This is a genomic window from Clostridium sp. TJA038 (assembly GCF_058310255.1).
Map to the genome: position 1 here is coordinate 130963 of NZ_JBZEFA010000005.1, position 18179 is coordinate 149141.

Annotated in this window: 13 protein-coding genes, 1 tRNA gene and 1 other annotated feature; of the genes, 13 read left to right on the forward strand and 1 reads right to left on the reverse strand. The window is 28.7% G+C overall.

What is annotated here, in order from left to right:
• The first annotated feature begins 27 nt into the window (after positions 1–27).
• From tilS to AC4FQV_RS09705, 12 genes are all read left to right on the forward strand, one after another.
• Positions 28–1437, forward strand: coding sequence for a tRNA lysidine(34) synthetase TilS (gene tilS / locus AC4FQV_RS09650; RefSeq protein WP_491165399.1), 1410 nt, complete (start codon positions 28–30; stop codon positions 1435–1437).
• Between the two features lies 1 nt (position 1438).
• Positions 1439–1990 carry a hypoxanthine phosphoribosyltransferase gene (gene hpt, locus AC4FQV_RS09655; RefSeq protein ID WP_491139963.1) on the forward strand — a complete coding sequence of 184 codons (552 nt, stop codon included), beginning with the start codon at positions 1439–1441 and terminating at the stop codon, positions 1988–1990.
• 81 nt (positions 1991–2071) lie between these two features.
• Positions 2072–3877, forward strand: coding sequence for an ATP-dependent zinc metalloprotease FtsH (gene ftsH, locus AC4FQV_RS09660; RefSeq protein ID WP_491139962.1), 1806 nt, complete (start codon positions 2072–2074; stop codon positions 3875–3877).
• A gap of 173 nt (positions 3878–4050) precedes the next feature.
• Positions 4051–5721 carry a formate--tetrahydrofolate ligase gene (locus AC4FQV_RS09665; protein ID WP_491165400.1) on the forward strand — a complete coding sequence of 557 codons (1671 nt, stop codon included), beginning with the start codon at positions 4051–4053 and terminating at the stop codon, positions 5719–5721.
• A gap of 202 nt (positions 5722–5923) precedes the next feature.
• Entirely contained in the window at positions 5924–6703 is a 780-nt protein-coding gene (locus tag AC4FQV_RS09670) for a type III pantothenate kinase (RefSeq protein WP_491165401.1), read from the forward strand.
• A gap of 6 nt (positions 6704–6709) precedes the next feature.
• Entirely contained in the window at positions 6710–7690 is a 981-nt protein-coding gene (gene dusB, locus AC4FQV_RS09675; RefSeq protein WP_491139959.1) for a tRNA dihydrouridine synthase DusB, read from the forward strand.
• 278 nt (positions 7691–7968) lie between these two features.
• Positions 7969–8445, forward strand: coding sequence for a transcription elongation factor GreA (gene greA, locus AC4FQV_RS09680; protein ID WP_491165402.1), 477 nt, complete (start codon positions 7969–7971; stop codon positions 8443–8445).
• 27 nt (positions 8446–8472) lie between these two features.
• Entirely contained in the window at positions 8473–10419 is a 1947-nt protein-coding gene (gene lysS, locus AC4FQV_RS09685) for a lysine--tRNA ligase (RefSeq protein ID WP_491165403.1), read from the forward strand.
• Between the two features lie 203 nt (positions 10420–10622).
• Positions 10623–10697 (forward strand) — tRNA-Asn (locus AC4FQV_RS09690).
• Positions 10698–10814: 117 nt separating this feature from the next.
• Positions 10815–10982: a binding site (T-box leader), on the forward strand.
• Between the two features lie 174 nt (positions 10983–11156).
• Positions 11157–12560, forward strand: a complete 1404-nt coding sequence (locus tag AC4FQV_RS09695; protein WP_491165404.1) for a glycine--tRNA ligase — start codon at positions 11157–11159, stop codon at positions 12558–12560.
• 171 nt (positions 12561–12731) lie between these two features.
• The gene (locus AC4FQV_RS09700) at positions 12732–13595 is read left to right on the forward strand and encodes a S66 family peptidase (protein WP_491165405.1); all 864 of its coding nucleotides are present in this window, start codon (positions 12732–12734) and stop codon (positions 13593–13595) included.
• Positions 13596–13687: 92 nt separating this feature from the next.
• Positions 13688–14929 (forward strand): NAD(P)-dependent oxidoreductase, encoded by a 1242-nt coding sequence (locus AC4FQV_RS09705; RefSeq protein ID WP_491139953.1) that lies wholly within the window; start codon positions 13688–13690, stop codon positions 14927–14929.
• 91 nt (positions 14930–15020) lie between these two features.
• On the opposite strand, the gene hydE is transcribed toward AC4FQV_RS09705, so the two are convergent.
• Positions 15021–16064: a [FeFe] hydrogenase H-cluster radical SAM maturase HydE gene (hydE, locus tag AC4FQV_RS09710; protein WP_491139952.1), complete on the reverse strand. Its 1044-nt coding sequence runs from the start codon at positions 16062–16064 to the stop codon at positions 15021–15023.
• A gap of 304 nt (positions 16065–16368) precedes the next feature.
• On the opposite strand from hydE, the gene murD reads away from it, so the two are divergent.
• Positions 16369–17748 carry a UDP-N-acetylmuramoyl-L-alanine--D-glutamate ligase gene (gene murD / locus AC4FQV_RS09715; RefSeq protein ID WP_491139950.1) on the forward strand — a complete coding sequence of 460 codons (1380 nt, stop codon included), beginning with the start codon at positions 16369–16371 and terminating at the stop codon, positions 17746–17748.
• Positions 17749–18179 lie beyond the last annotated feature (431 nt).

Consider the following 18179-nt stretch of genomic DNA (forward strand, 5'->3'; position numbering starts at 1 on the left):
AATATAATATTTATGGAGTGAATTACAATGAAGAAAAAGGTTATAAATTTTATAAAAGAGAACTCCATGATTGAAAGTGGAGATAAGGTTTTAGTAGCTTTATCAGGAGGTCCAGATTCAGTATGTTTACTTCATATTTTGAAAGAACTTGAAGATTTATTAAAAATAGAAGTATATGCAGCCCATGTCAATCATTGTTTAAGAGGAGAAAGTGCCTTAGAAGATGAAGCTTACGTTAAAGAGCTTTGTGAAAATTTAAATATAAAATGTTTTATAAAAAGAGTAGATATAAATAAAATAAGTAAAGAAAAGAATATTTCAACGGAAATGGCAGGAAGAGAGGAAAGATATAAATTCTTTTCAGAGTTAAAAGATATATATTCTTTAGATAAAATAGCTATAGCACATAATGCTAATGACCAAGCAGAAACCGTTATTATGAGGGCTTTACGAGGAACTGGAATAGAAGGATTAGTTGGAATTAAGCCTGTTAGAGACAAAATATTTATAAGACCTATACTTATTTTAAATAGAGAAGAAATAGAAAAGTATTGTGAAATAAATAATTTAAATCCTAGAATAGATGAAACTAATTTAGAAGAAGTTTATTCTAGAAATAAGATAAGACTTAAGGCTATACCTTTTATAGAAGAAAATTTTAATAAGGATATAATAAACACATTAAATAGATTAGCTTATAGTTGTAGTAAAGACGTAGAGTTTATTACAGAGGAAGTTAATAAACGTTTTTCTAAATTTTGTGTAAGAGAAGATAATAGTATCTTGATAAAAGAAGAGGCTTTTTCAGAGAAGGAAGCACTTTTAACAAGAATTATAAAAAGAGCTTTAGTTGAAGTAAGTTCAAAAAATAATAACTTTGAGCTAAAGCATATTAAGGACATAATAGCTTTAAAGTATAGAAAAACAGGAAAAAAGATTAATATTACAAATGGAGTAATAGCTTCAAATGAATATGGAAAAATAAGAATAAGTTTGCTTAAAAAAGATTCTTTAAAAGAAGATAAATGTATAACTTTAAATAATTTTAGAAAAGAATTAGAGGAAAAAAAACAGGTTATAATAAAAGATAGTCTTTTAGGCACTTATGAATTTATATTAGAAGATTTTAAAAAGGGTGAGAAATTTTCAAAAGATAGATTTATAAAGTCTTTTGATTATGATAAAATTTCCAATATAGACATTAGATTTAGAAGAGAAGGGGATAAGATAATTCCTTTAGGGATGAAAAACACTAAAAAGCTAAAAGATATTTTTATAAATAATAAAATACCTAAAGAGAAAAGAGATTTTATACCTTTAGTCTTATTTAATAATGAGATAGCTTGGATTGTAGGCTTAAATGTAAGTGATACATTTAAAGTTACAAATAAAACTAAAAGGGTAATTAAAATTATCTATAAAGGAAAGGAAAGTTAGTATGGCAAAATACATAAAAGATGACATTAAAAAAGTTTTATACTCAGAGGAAGAATTAGCTAAGCGTGTAAAGGAAATGGCTAAGGAAATAAGTAAGGATTATGAAGGAAAAGATTTATTAGTTGTAGGAATATTAAAGGGTTCTGTAGTATTTACATCAGACCTTATAAAGAATATAGATATTCCTTGTGAAATAGATTTTATGGCTGTTTCAAGTTATGGAAATTCAGCTCAAACTTCAGGAGTTGTTAGAATTTTAAAGGATTTAGATAGTGATATAGAAAATAAACATGTACTTATAGTTGAAGATATAGTTGATACAGGAACTACTTTAAGCTATCTTTTAGAATATTTAAAAGCTAGAAAAGCTGCTAGTATAGAGATAGTTGCTTTATTAGATAAAGAAGCAAGAAGAACTTCAAATGTTTCAGCAAAATATAAAGGATTTGATGTACCAGATGAATTTATAGTTGGTTATGGTATAGATTATGCTGAAAAATATAGAAACTTACCTTTTATTGGTGCCTTAAAAGAAGAGATTTACAATAAATAATTAAAAACTATTGTAAAAATATATTATAATTTTATTTTGAAATCAATTAAAAAATAATGGTCAGAGAAGGGGGGCATAGAGATGAAAAAAGTACAAAATGTAATTACTTATTTAGCTATATTAGCTATAATTCTTATGTTTGCATTTGCTTTTTATAGAAATGGAACTCAAGGAAAAGTAATATCATATACAGATTTTAAAGAGGCATATGTAGAGAATAAGATTGAAACAATGACTATAAAAGAAGATAAAATGGTCGTTGATGGTGTAATGAAAGATGGAAAAAGATTTACTTCTTATGTTTCAAATCAAATGCTAGATAATCTTTTACAAGATAATAAAGGTATAGATACAGTAATTAAATATACACCTCCAAATAATATGGGAATTTGGATTAGCATCCTTCCAACAATACTTATAGTGGGAGTTATATTATTTGCTTTATTCATGTTTAGTCAACAAGCCCAGAATAATGGTGGAAATAGGGGCGTAATGAATTTTGGTAAAAGTAAGGCAAAAATGGCTAACTTAGATAGTAATAAAGTTACTTTCAAAGATGTTGCTGGTGCTGATGAAGAAAAAGGAGAATTAGAGGAAATTGTTGACTTCTTAAAACAACCAAAAAGATATATAGAAATGGGAGCAAGAATACCTAAGGGAGTTCTTTTAGTTGGTCCTCCAGGAACAGGTAAAACACTCCTTGCGAAAGCAATAGCAGGAGAAGCTGGTGTTCCTTTCTTTAGTATATCTGGTTCAGATTTTGTTGAGATGTTTGTAGGTGTTGGTGCTTCAAGAGTAAGAGATTTATTTGAACAGGCTAAGAAAAATGCTCCTTGTATAATATTTATAGATGAAATAGATGCTGTAGGTAGACAAAGAGGTGCAGGTGTTGGTGGTGGTCATGATGAAAGAGAACAAACTTTAAATCAACTTTTAGTTGAAATGGATGGATTTGGAGTTAATGAAGGTATAATTATGATTGCCGCAACAAATAGACCAGATATCTTAGACCCAGCATTATTAAGACCTGGTAGATTTGATAGAAGAATTTTAGTTGGATTACCAGATGTTAAAGGTAGAGAAGAAATTTTAAAAGTTCATACAAGAAACAAGCATTTATCAGATGATGTTGATTTAAGTGTCTTAGCAAAAATGACACCAGGATTTAGTGGTGCAGACCTTGAAAATTTAACTAATGAAGCTGCTTTATTAGCTGTAAGATGTGGAAAAAATAGTATAGATATGACTGATATTGAAGAAGCTATAACAAGAGTAATAGCAGGTCCTGAGAAAAAGAGCAGGGTTGTTAGTGAATATGACAGAAGAATTACTGCAGTACACGAATCAGGTCATGCTGTTGTAAGTAATCTTTTAGAATATGCAGATCCAGTTCATGAAATAAGTATAATACAAAGAGGTATGGCAGCTGGTTATACAATGAATTTACCAGATGAAGATAGAACTCATACATCTAAAAAACAGCTTAAAGATAAGATGGTAGAACTTTTAGGTGGAAGAGTTGCAGAAAAATTAGTTATTGGTGATATAAGTGCTGGAGCTAAAAATGATATAGATAGAGCCAGTCATATTGCAAGAAGTATGGTTATGGAATATGGAATGAGTGATGTAATTGGTCCTATATCATTTGGAAATGGTGATGGCGGAGAAGTATTCTTAGGTAGAGATATTGGTAAGAGTAGCAATATAAGTGAAGAAACTAGTGCTAAAATAGATGAGGAAATTAAAAAATTAATTGATGAAGCTTACAATAGAGCTGAAATTATGTTAAGTGAAAATATAAGTAAGCTAAATGCAGTTACAGATGCATTACTTCAAAAAGAAAAAATTGATGGAGATGAATTTAGAGAAATATTTGAGAATTCATAATAAAAAGGTGCTTTTAAAAGCACCTTTTTTATTTTAATAATTGTACCAATTATACAATATAAATACGAATGATTTATTTTAAAAAATAATTAAATGTTCGATAAAATCCTTTGTTTTTTAAGAAAATATGGGTATAATAGTAATTAGATTACTTTGGAATGAGGTGCGGATTTATGAAAAATGATATTGAAATAGCACAAAGTGCTAAGATGGAGCCAATTATAAACATTGCTAAGAAAATAGGACTTACAGAAGATGATATAGAGTTTTATGGAAAATATAAATGTAAAATATCTTTAGATGCTATAAAGAAATTAGAAAATAATAAAGAAGGTAAACTTGTTTTAGTTACAGCTATAAATCCAACTCCAGCAGGAGAAGGGAAATCTACAGTTACAGTAGGTTTAGGACAAGCTTTAAATAAAATAGGTAAAAATTCAGTTATAGCTTTAAGAGAACCATCATTAGGACCTGTTTTTGGAATTAAAGGTGGAGCAGCTGGCGGAGGATATTCACAGGTAGTTCCTATGGAGGATATAAATCTTCATTTTACAGGAGATATGCATGCAATAACTTCTGCAAACAACCTTTTATGTGCAGCTATAGATAATCATATTCATCAAGGAAATGAGTTAAGAATAGATTCAAGAAGAGTTGTTTTTAAAAGAGTTATGGATATGAATGATAGAGCTTTAAGAGAAATAGTTGTTGGCCTAGGTGGCAAGGCTAATGGATTCTTAAGAGAAGATGGATTTATGATTACTGTTGCATCAGAGATAATGGCTATATTATGTATAGCAAGTGATTTAGAAGATTTAAAAGAAAGAATGGGAAATATTTTAGTTGCATATAACTTAGAGGGAGAGCCAGTTTATGCAAAAGACTTACAAGTTGAAGGTGCTATGGCTTTACTTATGAAAGATGCTATAAAGCCAAATCTAGTACAAACTTTAGAAAATACTCCAGCTATAATTCATGGAGGACCTTTTGCTAATATAGCTCATGGATGTAATTCTATAATAGCAACTAAAACAGCTTTAAAAGTTAGTGATATAACAATAACAGAGGCTGGATTTGGAGCAGACTTAGGTGCGGAAAAATTCTTAGATATAAAATGTAGATATGGAAATTTAAAACCAGATTGTGTAGTTTTAGTAGCTACTATAAGAGCTTTAAAACATCATGGCGGTGTTAAAAAAGATGAGTTAAACATACCAAATGTTGAAGCTTTAAATAAGGGAATTAAGAATTTAGAAAAACAAATAGAAAATATAAAATCTTACAAGGTACCAGTTGTTGTAGCTATAAATAAATTTATAACAGATTCAGATGAGGAAATTAAAGCAATAGAAGATTTCTGTAAGAAAGCTAAGGTAGAGGTTAGCTTAACTGAGGTTTGGGAAAAAGGCGGAGAAGGTGGAATTGATTTAGCAAATAAAGTTATAAAAACAATTGAAACTGAACCTTCAAATTTTGAAATGATTTATAGTGCAGAAGAACCTATAAAGGAAAAAATATTAAAAATAGTTAAAACTATATATGGAGGAAAAGGAGTAAATTATACTCCACAAGCTCTTAAACAAATAGCCGAAATTGAAAAGTTTAATTTAGATAAGCTTCCAATATGTATGGCAAAAACTCAGTATTCTTTATCAGATAACCCAAGTCTTTTAGGAAGACCAGAAAATTTTGATATTACAGTTAAAGAGGTTAGAGTTTCAAATGGTGCAGGATTTATAGTTGTCTTAACTGGAGATGTTATGACAATGCCAGGGCTACCAAAAGTGCCAGCAGCTAACAAAATGGATATAAAAGAAGATGGAGAAATAGTAGGATTATTCTAAATCTTTAGATAACTTTAAAGGCCTATATAAGTATTTTTAATAAATATTCATATAGGTCTTTTTATTTTGAAAACTAGTAATTGTAATTGCTTGACAAATATATAGTAGTTGTTAAAATTAATATTGTTATATAAAGGGTACATGGTATTTTCCGGACAGCTTTATTAGCTGTCTTTAATTATATTAAGGTGGTGTAAGACACATGATTTTATTAATAGATGTAGGTAATACAAATATAGTTCTAGGTGTTCATGATAATAATAAATATATAGCATCATGGAGAATATCTACAGATTCTAAGAAAACATCAGATGAGTATTCAATACAAGTTATGCAATTATTTAATCAGGCTAAATTAAATCCAGAAGATGTAGAAGGAATTATAATTTCTTCTGTTGTTCCTAATATAATGCATTCTTTAGAGAATATGGTTAGAAAGTGCTTTTTTAAAGAACCGATTGTAGTAGGACCTGGAATTAAAACTGGTATTAACATAAAATATGATAATCCAAAAGAAGTAGGAGCAGATAGAATAGTAAACGCTGTAGCAGCTTTTGAAAAGCATAAAAAACCTATGATAATAATAGATTTTGGAACAGCAACTACTTTTTGTGCAATTACTGAAAAGGGAGATTACTTAGGTGGAAACATATGCCCTGGTATTCAAATTTCAGCAGATGCTTTATTTGAAAGAGCTGCAAAATTACCTAGAATAGAACTTGAAAAGCCAAAGAGTGTTATCTGTAAAAATACGGTTACTAGTATGCAGGCTGGAATAATTTATGGGTATATTGGAAAAGTTGAGTATATAGTAAAGCGTATGAAAAAAGAAATGATTGACTTAGGAGAGAAAGAACCATTTGTATTAGCTACAGGAGGGCTAGCTAAACTTGTTTATAGCGAAACGGATGTAATTGATGAAGTAGATCGTAAATTAACTTTAGAAGGACTTAAGATTCTTTACGAGAAAAACAAGGAGTAGAAAGTAATGAAAATATCAAACATAGTTTTAGACAATAATGTTTTTTTAGCACCTATGGCAGGGGTTACAGACATATCCTTTAGAGGATTATGCAAAGAAATGGGGGCTGGAATTGTTTGCACTGAAATGGTTAGTGCAAAGGCATTATACTATGGAAGTGAGAATACAAAAGAATTGATGAGAATTTCAGATGAAGAGAAACCTGTATCTTGTCAGATGTTTGGAAATGATCCTAAGATAATGGCTTATGTCACTGAGAAACATTTTAATACAAATGATGATATATGTATAATAGATGTTAACATGGGATGTCCTGCACCTAAGATAGTTAAAAATGGTGAAGGCTCAGCTTTAATGAAAGAACCTAAATTAGCTTATGAAATTATGAGCAGTATTAAAAAAGTTGCAACAAAACCTGTAACTGTTAAATTTAGAATGGGTTTTGATGATGAACACATAAATGCTGTTGAGTTTGCTAAAGTTATGGAAGAAGCAGGAGTAGATGCTATTGCTGTTCATGGAAGAACTAGAGCTCAAATGTATGAAGGTAAGGCTAATTGGGATATAATAAGACAGGTTAAAGAAGCCGTAAATATTCCTGTTATAGGGAATGGAGATGTATTTACAGCAGAGGATGCTCTAAACCTTACAAAACAAAGCAATTGTGATGGAATTATGGTTGCTAGGGGAAGTATGGGAAATCCTTGGATTTTTAAGCAAATAGTTCAGAAGTTAAATGGTGAAGAAGTTTATATTCCAACTCCTGAGGAGAAAATAGATATGTGTATAAGACATTATAATTTAGCTCTTAAATATGATGGAGAGTATAAAGCTGTAAGAGAAATGAGAAAACATGCAGCTTGGTATATAAAAGGACTAAATAACTGTACTGAAATTAAGAATAAATTAAATTTAGAAGCAAATCCAGAAAAAATAATGGATATACTTAAAGAGTATAAAGAATATTTAATGAAAAATAATTTATAATATCTATCATAAATGGGTATATAGGTGGATATAATAAATCATTAGTTAAAGGTTAAATGTTTAATTTATACAAATAAAGGTGAGAATGAAAGCTAAATAATGCTTTTTTATTTAGTGGAATATATCTTATTTAATATATGGTTTGACATAATAATCTTTAAGAATTATAATAATTTGAATAATTAGGCTTAATAATCTTAAAGTTTTTATGAATTGTATATTAACAGGTTAAGTTTAAATATGATATTATAATAATATGTTCAAAGGGGAGAAAGAAAATGAGCGAAAAAAAACATATCATGACTTATGAAGGTGTTAAAAAGTTAGAAGATGAATTAGAATATCTTAAAACAGTAAAAAGAAAAGAAATAACTGAAAAGATAAAAGTTGCTTTAGGATACGGAGATTTAAGTGAAAATTCAGAATATGATGAGGCTAAAAATGAGCAAGCTTTCACTGAAGGTAGAATAATTCAATTAGAAAACATGCTTAAAAATGCTGTTGTTGTTGATGAATCTGAAATATCAACAGATATAGTTACAGTTGGATCAATAGTTAAGGTTATGGACTTTGATTTTGATGAAGAAGTTGAGTATTCAATAGTTGGTTCAGCAGAAGCAGATCCAATGAACTATAAAATATCAAATGAATCACCAGTTGGTTCAGGATTAATGGGTAAAAAAGTTGGAGATGTTGTAGAGATAGAAGTACCAGGAGGAACTACTAAGTTCGAAATTCTTGGAATAAGAAGATAGATAATTTATAGATGGAGGGATTTTTAAATGTCAAATGAGGAAATAAATATTCACGAAGCCGAAGATCAATTAAGTGAACAAGAAATGTTAAGAAGACAAAAGCTTTCAGATTTACAGGAAGCTGGTAAGGACCCATTTGATGTATACAAGGTAGAAAGAACACATTCTTCTGCTGATGTAAAAAACAATTTTGAAGAGTTAGAAGGCAAAGAAGTAAAAGTTGCTGGAAGACTTATGTCAAAAAGAGGTCAAGGTAAAGTTGTATTTGCTGATTTAGCAGATTTACCAGGAAAAATTCAATTGTTCATTAAAATTGATAATGTTGGAGAAGAAGCTTTAAAGGAATTTAAATCTTTTGACTTAGGAGACTGGGTTGCTGCAACAGGTGAAGTATTTAAAACAAAAATGGGAGAGGTTTCTATTAAGGTAACTTCTTTTGAATTAATATGTAAGTCATTAAAACCATTACCAGAAAAGTGGCATGGTTTAAAAGACCCAGATTTAAGATACAGACAAAGAGAAGTAGACATAATAACAAATCCAGAAGTTAAGGATACTTTTATTAAAAGATCACAAATAATAAAAGCTATAAGAGAATTCTTAGATAATAGAGGATTTTTAGAAGTAGATACACCAATTCTTTCACCAATAGCTGGTGGTGCTGCTGCTAGACCTTTCATAACTCATCACAATGCTTTAGATATAGATATGTATTTAAGAATAGCAACAGAATTATACTTAAAAAGATTAATAGTTGCAGGATTTGAAAAAGTTTATGAAATGGGTAAAAACTTTAGAAACGAAGGTGTTTCTGTAAGACACAACCCTGAATTTACTGCTATAGAACTATATGAAGCTTATGCAGATTATAATGATATGATGGAAATCATGGAAAATATGATTGCATATGTATGTGAAAAAGTAAATGGTTCAACAAAAGTTATGTATGAAGGAACTGAAATAGACTTTACACCACCATGGAGAAGATTAACTATGGTAGATGCTGTTAAAGAATTTGCAGGTATAGACTTCAATGAAATAAAGAGTGATGAGGAAGCTAGAGAAATAGCTAAAGAAAAGAATTTAGAATTCCCTAAACCATTAGATAAAGTTACTAAAGGTGAAGTTTTAAATATGTTATTTGAAGAGTATGGAGAAGATAAGTTAATACAACCTACTTTCTTAACAGATTATCCAGTAGAGATATCACCTCTTACTAAGAAAAAAAGAGGAAATGAAATGTTTACTGAGAGATTTGAAGGATTTGTATATGGTAGAGAAGTGTGTAACTCATACTCAGAGCTTAACGACCCAATAGTTCAAAGAGAAAGATTTGAACAACAAGCTAGAGAAAGAGAATACGGTGATGATGAAGCATACATGTTAGATGAAGAATTCATGAGTGCTTTAGAAACTGGTATGCCTCCAACTGGTGGATTAGGAATTGGAATAGACAGAATGATAATGTTCTTAACTAACTCTTCATCAATAAGAGACGTAATTTTATTCCCAACAATGAAACCACAAGGTTCTTCAAAAATTGAAGTTAAAAATGAAGAAAAAGTTGTTTCCTCTACTCCAGTAGAAAAAGAAAAAGTAGATTTTTCAAATGTAAAAATAGAGCCTATCTTTAAAGATATGATTGATTTTGAAACATTTGCTAAATCTGATTATCGTGCAGTTAAAATTCTTGCTTGTGAAGCAGTTCCTAAATCTAAAAAGCTTTTAAAGTTTACATTAGATGATGGAGAACGTAAAGACCGTGTTATTTTAAGTGGTATTCATGAGTATTATGAACCAGAAGAACTTGTTGGTAAAACAGCAATTGCTATTGTAAACTTACCACCAAGAAAAATGATTGGTATAGCTTCAGAAGGTATGTTAATTTCAGCAGTACATGAAGAAGATGGTCGTGAAGGACTTAACCTTCTTATGGTTGATGATAGAATTCCTGCAGGAGCAAAATTATACTAGTATTCAAAAATAATTTTTAAATAAGGACACTTTCAATTGATAATTAAAGATTGAAAGTGTCCTATATTTTTATAAAGAAAATTATATTAAAATATATTTTTTTATACTTAGAAGTTAATTTAAAAAATTAGACTTTTTTATAAAATTTTATGAAAAAACTATTGTATTTTATTTCAAATATGGTATAATAAATTTGTAAATGTTCCTCGGTAGCTCAATGGTGGAGCACTCGGCTGTTAACCGATAGGTTGGAGGTTCGAGTCCTCTCCGAGGAGCCATTTTTTTTGCTCAAAATTAGCTTAGAAAGAATTTATAAACATATAAATTTATATGCTTATAAATTCTTTTTTTATTGACATATAATTTAGTTTTGATAAAATTAAGAATATAACTAAATAAGTACTATGATAAAGAAGAGTAGTTTTAAAATCTTTTTTAGAGAGATAGCGGTTGGTGTAAGTTATTAAAGATTTAAAATGAAGGGAGCTTTTGAGTACAATTATTGTGAGAGATGAGCTTTTGCTAAAAAGGGTGGAACCGCGGAATTTTATTTCGTCCCTTTGAATGTAATGGCTTTTTTTATTTATATAAAGCCCTTAGGCTGTTAATCTAGAATAAGTATTTCTAGCAGTTAATAAAAGCTGTTAGAAATATTTTTCAAGGAAGTTTAAAGTTCTTTATAAAGTGAAGAATTAATATAAAATAATTTATTTAATTTAGATGGAGGTAATTGTAATATGGCAGTAGAAAAAACTATGGATAAAATAGTAGCCTTATGTAAAAATAGAGGATTTATATTCCCAGGCTCAGAAATATACGGTGGACTTGCAAACTCATGGGATTACGGCCCATTAGGAGTTGAATTTAAGAATAACGTAAAAAAAGCTTGGTGGAAAAAGTTTGTTCAAGAGAGTAAATATAATGTTGGATTAGATTCAGCTATCTTAATGAATAGAGAAGTTTGGGTTGCATCAGGTCATGTTGGAGGATTTTCAGATCCTTTAATGGATTGTAAAGAATGTAAAGCTAGATTTAGAGCTGATAAATTAGTTGAAGACCATATGACTGCAAACGGAGCAGAAGTTGCTACAGCTGATGGATGGAGCAATGAAGAATTAATGGACTACATAGTTAAAAACAACATAGTTTGTCCAAAGTGTGGAAAATTAAATTATACAGACATAAGAAAGTTTAATTTAATGTTTAAAACTTTCCAAGGAATAACTGAAGATAGTAAAAACGAAGTATATTTAAGACCAGAAACTGCTCAAGGTATATTCGTAAACTTTAAATCAGTTCAAAGAACTACAAGAAAGAAAATACCATTTGGTATAGCTCAAATTGGTAAATCTTTCAGAAATGAAATAACTCCAGGTAACTTCACTTTCAGAACTAGAGAGTTTGAACAAATGGAGCTTGAATTTTTCTGTAAACCAGGAACTGACTTAGAATGGTTTAATTACTGGAAAGATAGTTGTTGGAACTTCTTATTAAACTTAGGAATGAATGAAAATAATATAAGAATGAGAGACCATGGAGAAGAAGAATTAAGCTTCTACTCAAATGCTACTTCAGATATAGAATATTTATTCCCATTTGGTTGGGGAGAACTTTGGGGAATAGCTGATAGAACAGACTATGACTTAAAGAAACATGCTGAGCACTCAGGACAAGATATGAGTTACTTAGACCCAACAACAAATGAAAAATATGTACCATATGTTATAGAACCATCATTAGGAGCTGATAGAGTTGCTTTAGCATTCTTAGTTGAAGCTTATGATGAAGAAGAGTTAGAAGGAGCTAATGGAAAAGTAGATGTAAGAACAGTTATGCACTTACACCCAGCTTTAGCACCATTTAAAGCTGCTATATTACCACTTTCTAAAAAATTATCAGAAAAAGCTGATGAAGTATACGCTGAACTTAGCAAACACTTTAATGTTGATTATGATGAAACAGGAAGTATTGGTAAGAGATATAGAAGACAAGATGAAATTGGTACTCCTTTCTGTATAACAGTTGATTTCGATACTTTAGAGGATGGATGTGTAACTGTAAGAGATAGAGATAATATGGAACAACAGAGAGTTAAAATTGAAGATGTTAAAGCTATAATTGAAAAAAGCTTAGAGTTTTAATTAAAAGTAAAGCTTATAAATATTTTAAAATATTTATAAGCTTTTTTATTTAATTTAGAACCTTACTAATTTTTTATAAATAAGTTAAATTTAATTGTATAATATTTTAAGGTGGGTAAATTTATAAAAACAAGTGGTATTATTATAATTATTTTTAGGAGGTATTAAAATATGGTTATTTTAAATGAAGGAGATAAAATAGGTATAATAAGTTGTTCAAATGGAATTAGTTTAAGAAATAAATTTGTTATAGATGCTTTAAAGGATAACTTAAAGTTATTAGGAATCAATACTTTAGAAGCTGATACATTATATGCAAAGGAATATAACCTTTTTAGTGGAACAGGAGAAGAAAAAGCTAGAGCCTTAGAAAAGCTTTTTTTAAATAAAGATATAAAAATGATTTTTGATATTTCAGGAGGCGATTTAGCTAATGAAGTTTTAGAATTTCTAAATTTTGAATTAATAAAAGAAAATCCTAAACCTTTCTTTGGATATAGTGATTTAACAGTATTACTTAATGCTATATATAAAAAGACTTCTATACCTACTTACAATTATCAATTAAGAAATTTAATAGGAAATTGTGCTAAGGAGCAGTTAGGTGATTTTAAATCCTCTTTTATAGAAGGTAAAAATGATATATTCAATATAAATTATAGATGGATAAATGGAAGTTACCTTGAAGGAGAAGTTGTTGGAGGAAATATAAGATGTCTATTAAAATTAGCAGGTACAGAATATATGCCAAATTTTAAAGATAAAATATTATTTTTAGAAAGTTTTAGTGGAAATTCAGCTAAGATGGTAACTTATCTTACACAATATAAAAATTTAGGTGTATTTAAAGAGATAAAAGGATTAATTTTAGGGGAATTTACAGAAATGGAAAAGGATAATTTAAAACCAGATATTTTTAATATATTAAAAAGAGTTATAGGTGAGATTAATATTCCAATATTAAAAACTGAGGAATTAGGACATGGAGCTAATGCTAAATGTATGCCTATAGGAAAATATTTGATTTTTAAATAAACTACTTTACTAAATTATTTTAATAATATATCATATTATGAAACAATGAATAAAATTTATAGCTTGTTAAGAAATCAGGGGGTTAATTAAAAATGATGGTAAATGAGCAAAGTTTGAAAGAAGAAGCTTCAAGATGTTTAATGTGTAAAAATCCAAGATGTAAGGCAAATTGCCCTATAAACACACCTATTCCAGAGATAATAGAATTATTTAAAGAGGATAGAATAAAAGAAGCTGGGGAAATTTTATTTGAGAACAATCCTTTATCTGTGGTTTGTTCTATAGTATGTCCTCATGAGAATCAATGCAAAGGAAATTGCATAAAGGGAATAAAGGATAGACCTGTAAACTTTAGTGAAATAGAAAAAGAAATATCAGAGGAATTTCTAGAGGATATAAATCTTACTCAAGATACTATTCTAGAAGATAAGATTGCAATAATAGGTGGAGGTCCAGCAGGGATAACAGCAGCCTTTATACTAGCTAAAAAGGGATATCAGGTAACAATATTTGATGAAAATGATAAAATTGGTGGGGTATTAAGATACGGAATACCAGAGTTTAGACTTTCTAGAGAGATAATAGATAAGTATGAAGAAGCACTTATTAAGTTAAATGTAAAAATAAGACCTAATACTTTAATAGGTAAAGTAATAACTTTAGATATGTTAAAAAGTGATGGGTACAAAGCCATATTTATAGCTACAGGAGTTTGGAATCCTAAAACTTTAAATGTTAAAGGAGAAACATTAGGAAATGTTCATTATGCTATAGATTACTTAAAAGCACCAAAATCCTATAATCTTGGAGAAAGAGTAGTTGTAATAGGTGCTGGAAATGTAGCAATGGATGCTGCAAGAACTGCAAAAAGAAATGGTGCAGATACATATATTCTTTATAGAAAGAGTTTTGAAGATATGCCAGCTACTAAAGTTGAAATAGAAGAGGCTAAAGAAGATGGTGTTAAATTTGAATTATATAAAGCTCCATTAGAAATTTATGAAGATGGAGTAAAGTACATAAAAACAGAAAGAGTAATATCTAAAGATGGAAGAGTATCTTTTAAAACTTTAGAAGGAAGCGAAGATGTATTTAAGTGCGACTCAATAATAGTTGCAATAAGCCAAGCACCAAGAGATAATATAGTTTCAACAAGCAAAGAAATTTCTACTGATAAATATGGATTAGTGGTAACAGATGAAAAGGGTATAACAACACTTAAAGGAGTATTTGCTTCAGGAGATGTTGTAAGTGGTCCTAAAACTGTAGTTGAAGCTGTTGCAAATAGTAAAAAAGTTGCATATGCTATAGATGAATTTTGTAAAAGTAATTAAATATAAAATTAATAACATAAAAATAATAGGATAACTTAGATATATCTAGGTTATCCTAAAATAATAAAAATTTATTTATGCTATTTAGGTGTTATCTGCTTTTAGGTTTAGAACCATTAGCTCTAAATCCAGGGCCATCAGAAACTATTCTACCAATTCCTCTTATTTTACCTGTTATACATCCTCTACAATGTGCAGGAGTATCTCCAGTACAAATCTTACCAGGATATAGAGCATAAAGTTTTCTATAATCTCCTTCTGTAACATTTGGCATAACTACATTTGCACCACATTGAAGTGCTATTACTCTTCCTTGTTTATTTAAAGTTTCCATAGCTGTAGTAGCAGGGATATTTATATCAGGTAAAAGTAATCTAATTATAGACATAACCTTTAAAGCAAGGATAAATTGTCCACCTTCTGCATCTTTTAGTGGAGTATCTTCATTTGGAATAAAGGGACCTACTCCATTCATATCAACATCAAGTTCTTTAAAAAATAAAATATCATCTGCTAAAGATTCTATTTTTTGTCCTGGAAGTCCAACAAGACACCCACTTCCAACTTCAAAACCTAATTTCCTTAAATTTTTTAAACATTGAATTCTATTTTCATGGCTCATTCCTGGGTCTAATTTTTCATATAATTCTCTATCAGTAGTTTCTATTCTTAAAAGGAATCTATCTGCACCAGCTTTTTTTAGAGCTTCATAATCCTCAAAAGACCTTTCCCCTATGCTTAAAGTTAAAGCAACACCTAAAGCTTTAAGGTCTTTTATTATAGGAACTAAACGTTCTACAGTAAAATAATCATCTTCTCCACCTTGAAGTACTAAAGTTTTATATCCATAACTTACAGCTTTTTTTGCGAAATCTAGGATTTCTTCATGGGATAGTCTATATCTTTCGATATTTTTGTTATCTCTTCTAAGTCCACAGTACATACAATTTCTTTTACATATATTTGTAAACTCTATAAGTCCTCTTAAATGAACTTCATCACCAAGATATTCTTTTCTAACTTCATCAGCAGCTTTAAAAAGTTCTTTATTTATAGAATCATCTTTTAATAAGGATATTATTTCATCTCTTGAAAGACTATGAGTTTTTTTCGCTTTTTCTATTATATTATTCATATTAATCCTCCCACCTAAATCTTTTATATAAGGATTTCTTAGATATAAAAATTACCTTTATTTATCCTAAAATGATTATTAATTAATAATTATAATTTACAAATTTATTTTAAACAATATGATTAAAGATAGATTAATAATTTATTATAACATGAATATTTTTATAAAATAACAAAATAGAATGCTTTTGAATAAGTTATAATAATATGGAATGGAGTTTTTCATAGTGTTATAATTAGAAAGAAATGGGATAGAATTATAAAAAACCATTATTAAAATTGGTAAAAATTTTGGAGGCCACAAAATGAAGAGAGACTTTAAAGAGTTTAAAGAATTTATAAAGGGAAAAAATGTAGCAGTTGTAGGTATTGGAGTAAGTAATATACCTCTTATAAAATTCCTAGTTAAGTTAGGGGCTAAAGTTACTGCTTTTGATATGAAATCCTTTGAGGATTTAGGAGAAGTTGCAAAGGAATTTGAAGAATTAGGAGTAAAATTAGAACTTGGAGAAGGTTATTTAGATAGATTAACTGGGTTTGAGGTTGTTTTTAAAACACCATCTATGAGAATAGATAGCGAAGCTTTAGTTAGATGCAAAAATCAAGGTGCATATATTACTTCAGAGATGGAAGAGTTCGTAAGATATTGTAAAGCTAAAGTGTATGGTGTAACTGGTAGTGATGGTAAAACAACAACTACAACAATAATATCTAAGTTATTATCTAAAGAAGGATATAAAACTTGGACTGGAGGAAACATAGGCACTCCATTATTTTCAAATATTGAAGAAATAACAGAAAATGATAAGGTTGTTTTAGAATTATCAAGTTTTCAACTTATGACAATGGATGTTGAAATTGATGTAGCAGTAGTTACTAATATAACTCCAAATCATTTGGATATGCATAAAGATATGCAAGAATATATTGATGCTAAGAAAAATGTTTTTAAATATCAAAAAGAAAATGATATCTTAGTAATAAATGATGAAAATGAAATAACCAAAGTTCTAGATAAAGAAGCAAAAGGAAAGGTTTTTAAGTTTAGCTCAAAGAAAGTAGAGGGAGAAGATGCTTATTACAAAGAAGGTAAATTATATGTTCATGGAAAAGAAGTATGTAAAAAAGAAGATATAATAATAAAAGGCATGCACAATGTAGAAAATTACCTAGCAGCATTTTTAGCAGTATATGATGAAGTATCCATAAGTACAATGAAATTTGTAGCTGAAACATTTAGTGGAGTAAATCATAGATGTGAATTTATAAGAGAGGTTAATGGCGTTAGATATTATAATGATTCTATAGCTTCAAGTCCTACAAGAACTTTAGCAGGTTTAAAAGCTTTTGAAAAACCAGTAATACTTTTAGCTGGTGGTTATGATAAAAACATACCTTTTGAACCTTTAGCTTATGAAGGATATGATAAAATAAAAGCTTTAGTTTTATTTGGAAAAACAAAGAATAAAATAAAAGAAGCCTTTGATAAGTTAGAAAAAGAAAAAGGAATAAATATTCCTGTGTACTTTGGAGAAAATTTAGAAGAAGTAGTTGATATTGCTAAGTCTATTTCTAATAACGGAGATATTGTAACTCTTTCACCAGCTTGTGCAAGTTTTGATATGTTTAAGAACTTTGAGATTAGAGGAAATAAATTTAAAGATATAGTAAATAAGATAAAATAAAAAAATAAAACCATATTTTATTTTAAGATTTAAATAAATTTTAAAATAAAATATGGTTTTTTATTTTAGTGCATATTTAAATCTTTAAAAGAAATAATAATAATATATCTTTTAAATATATAAAAAACGTAACCTGGAGTATCAATAGTTGAATTTTAAAATAAATTTAAGATAATATAAGTATTTAAAGTTTAAATAACTTTGACGTTGATATTTATTAGAAAACTTTAGTAGTTAAGATGTTAAGATAAATCTCGTCGCTAAGAGATGCGGAAACAACTTAACAAAATAAATTAAAAGTTTTTTTTGAAAAGTTATTGACAAAGTTTCAAAGTGATGTTAAACTAAGAAAGTCGCTTGAGGGCGACAAAGAAATGGTCTTTGAAAATTAAACAGAAGATATTAACATAAACCAGCAATTCTTTTATAAG

Coding starts and splice junctions, on each gene's coding strand:
- tilS (WP_491165399.1), top strand. CDS start 28: ATGAAGAAAAAGGTTATAAATTTTATAAAAGAGAACTCCATGATTGAA.
- hpt (WP_491139963.1), top strand. CDS start 1,439: ATGGCAAAATACATAAAAGATGACATTAAAAAAGTTTTATACTCAGAG.
- ftsH (WP_491139962.1), top strand. CDS start 2,072: ATGAAAAAAGTACAAAATGTAATTACTTATTTAGCTATATTAGCTATA.
- AC4FQV_RS09665 (WP_491165400.1), top strand. CDS start 4,051: ATGAAAAATGATATTGAAATAGCACAAAGTGCTAAGATGGAGCCAATT.
- AC4FQV_RS09670 (WP_491165401.1), top strand. CDS start 5,924: ATGATTTTATTAATAGATGTAGGTAATACAAATATAGTTCTAGGTGTT.
- dusB (WP_491139959.1), top strand. CDS start 6,710: ATGAAAATATCAAACATAGTTTTAGACAATAATGTTTTTTTAGCACCT.
- greA (WP_491165402.1), top strand. CDS start 7,969: ATGAGCGAAAAAAAACATATCATGACTTATGAAGGTGTTAAAAAGTTA.
- lysS (WP_491165403.1), top strand. CDS start 8,473: ATGTCAAATGAGGAAATAAATATTCACGAAGCCGAAGATCAATTAAGT.
- AC4FQV_RS09695 (WP_491165404.1), top strand. CDS start 11,157: ATGGCAGTAGAAAAAACTATGGATAAAATAGTAGCCTTATGTAAAAAT.
- AC4FQV_RS09700 (WP_491165405.1), top strand. CDS start 12,732: ATGGTTATTTTAAATGAAGGAGATAAAATAGGTATAATAAGTTGTTCA.
- AC4FQV_RS09705 (WP_491139953.1), top strand. CDS start 13,688: ATGATGGTAAATGAGCAAAGTTTGAAAGAAGAAGCTTCAAGATGTTTA.
- hydE (WP_491139952.1), bottom strand. CDS start 16,064: ATGAATAATATAATAGAAAAAGCGAAAAAAACTCATAGTCTTTCAAGA.
- murD (WP_491139950.1), top strand. CDS start 16,369: ATGAAGAGAGACTTTAAAGAGTTTAAAGAATTTATAAAGGGAAAAAAT.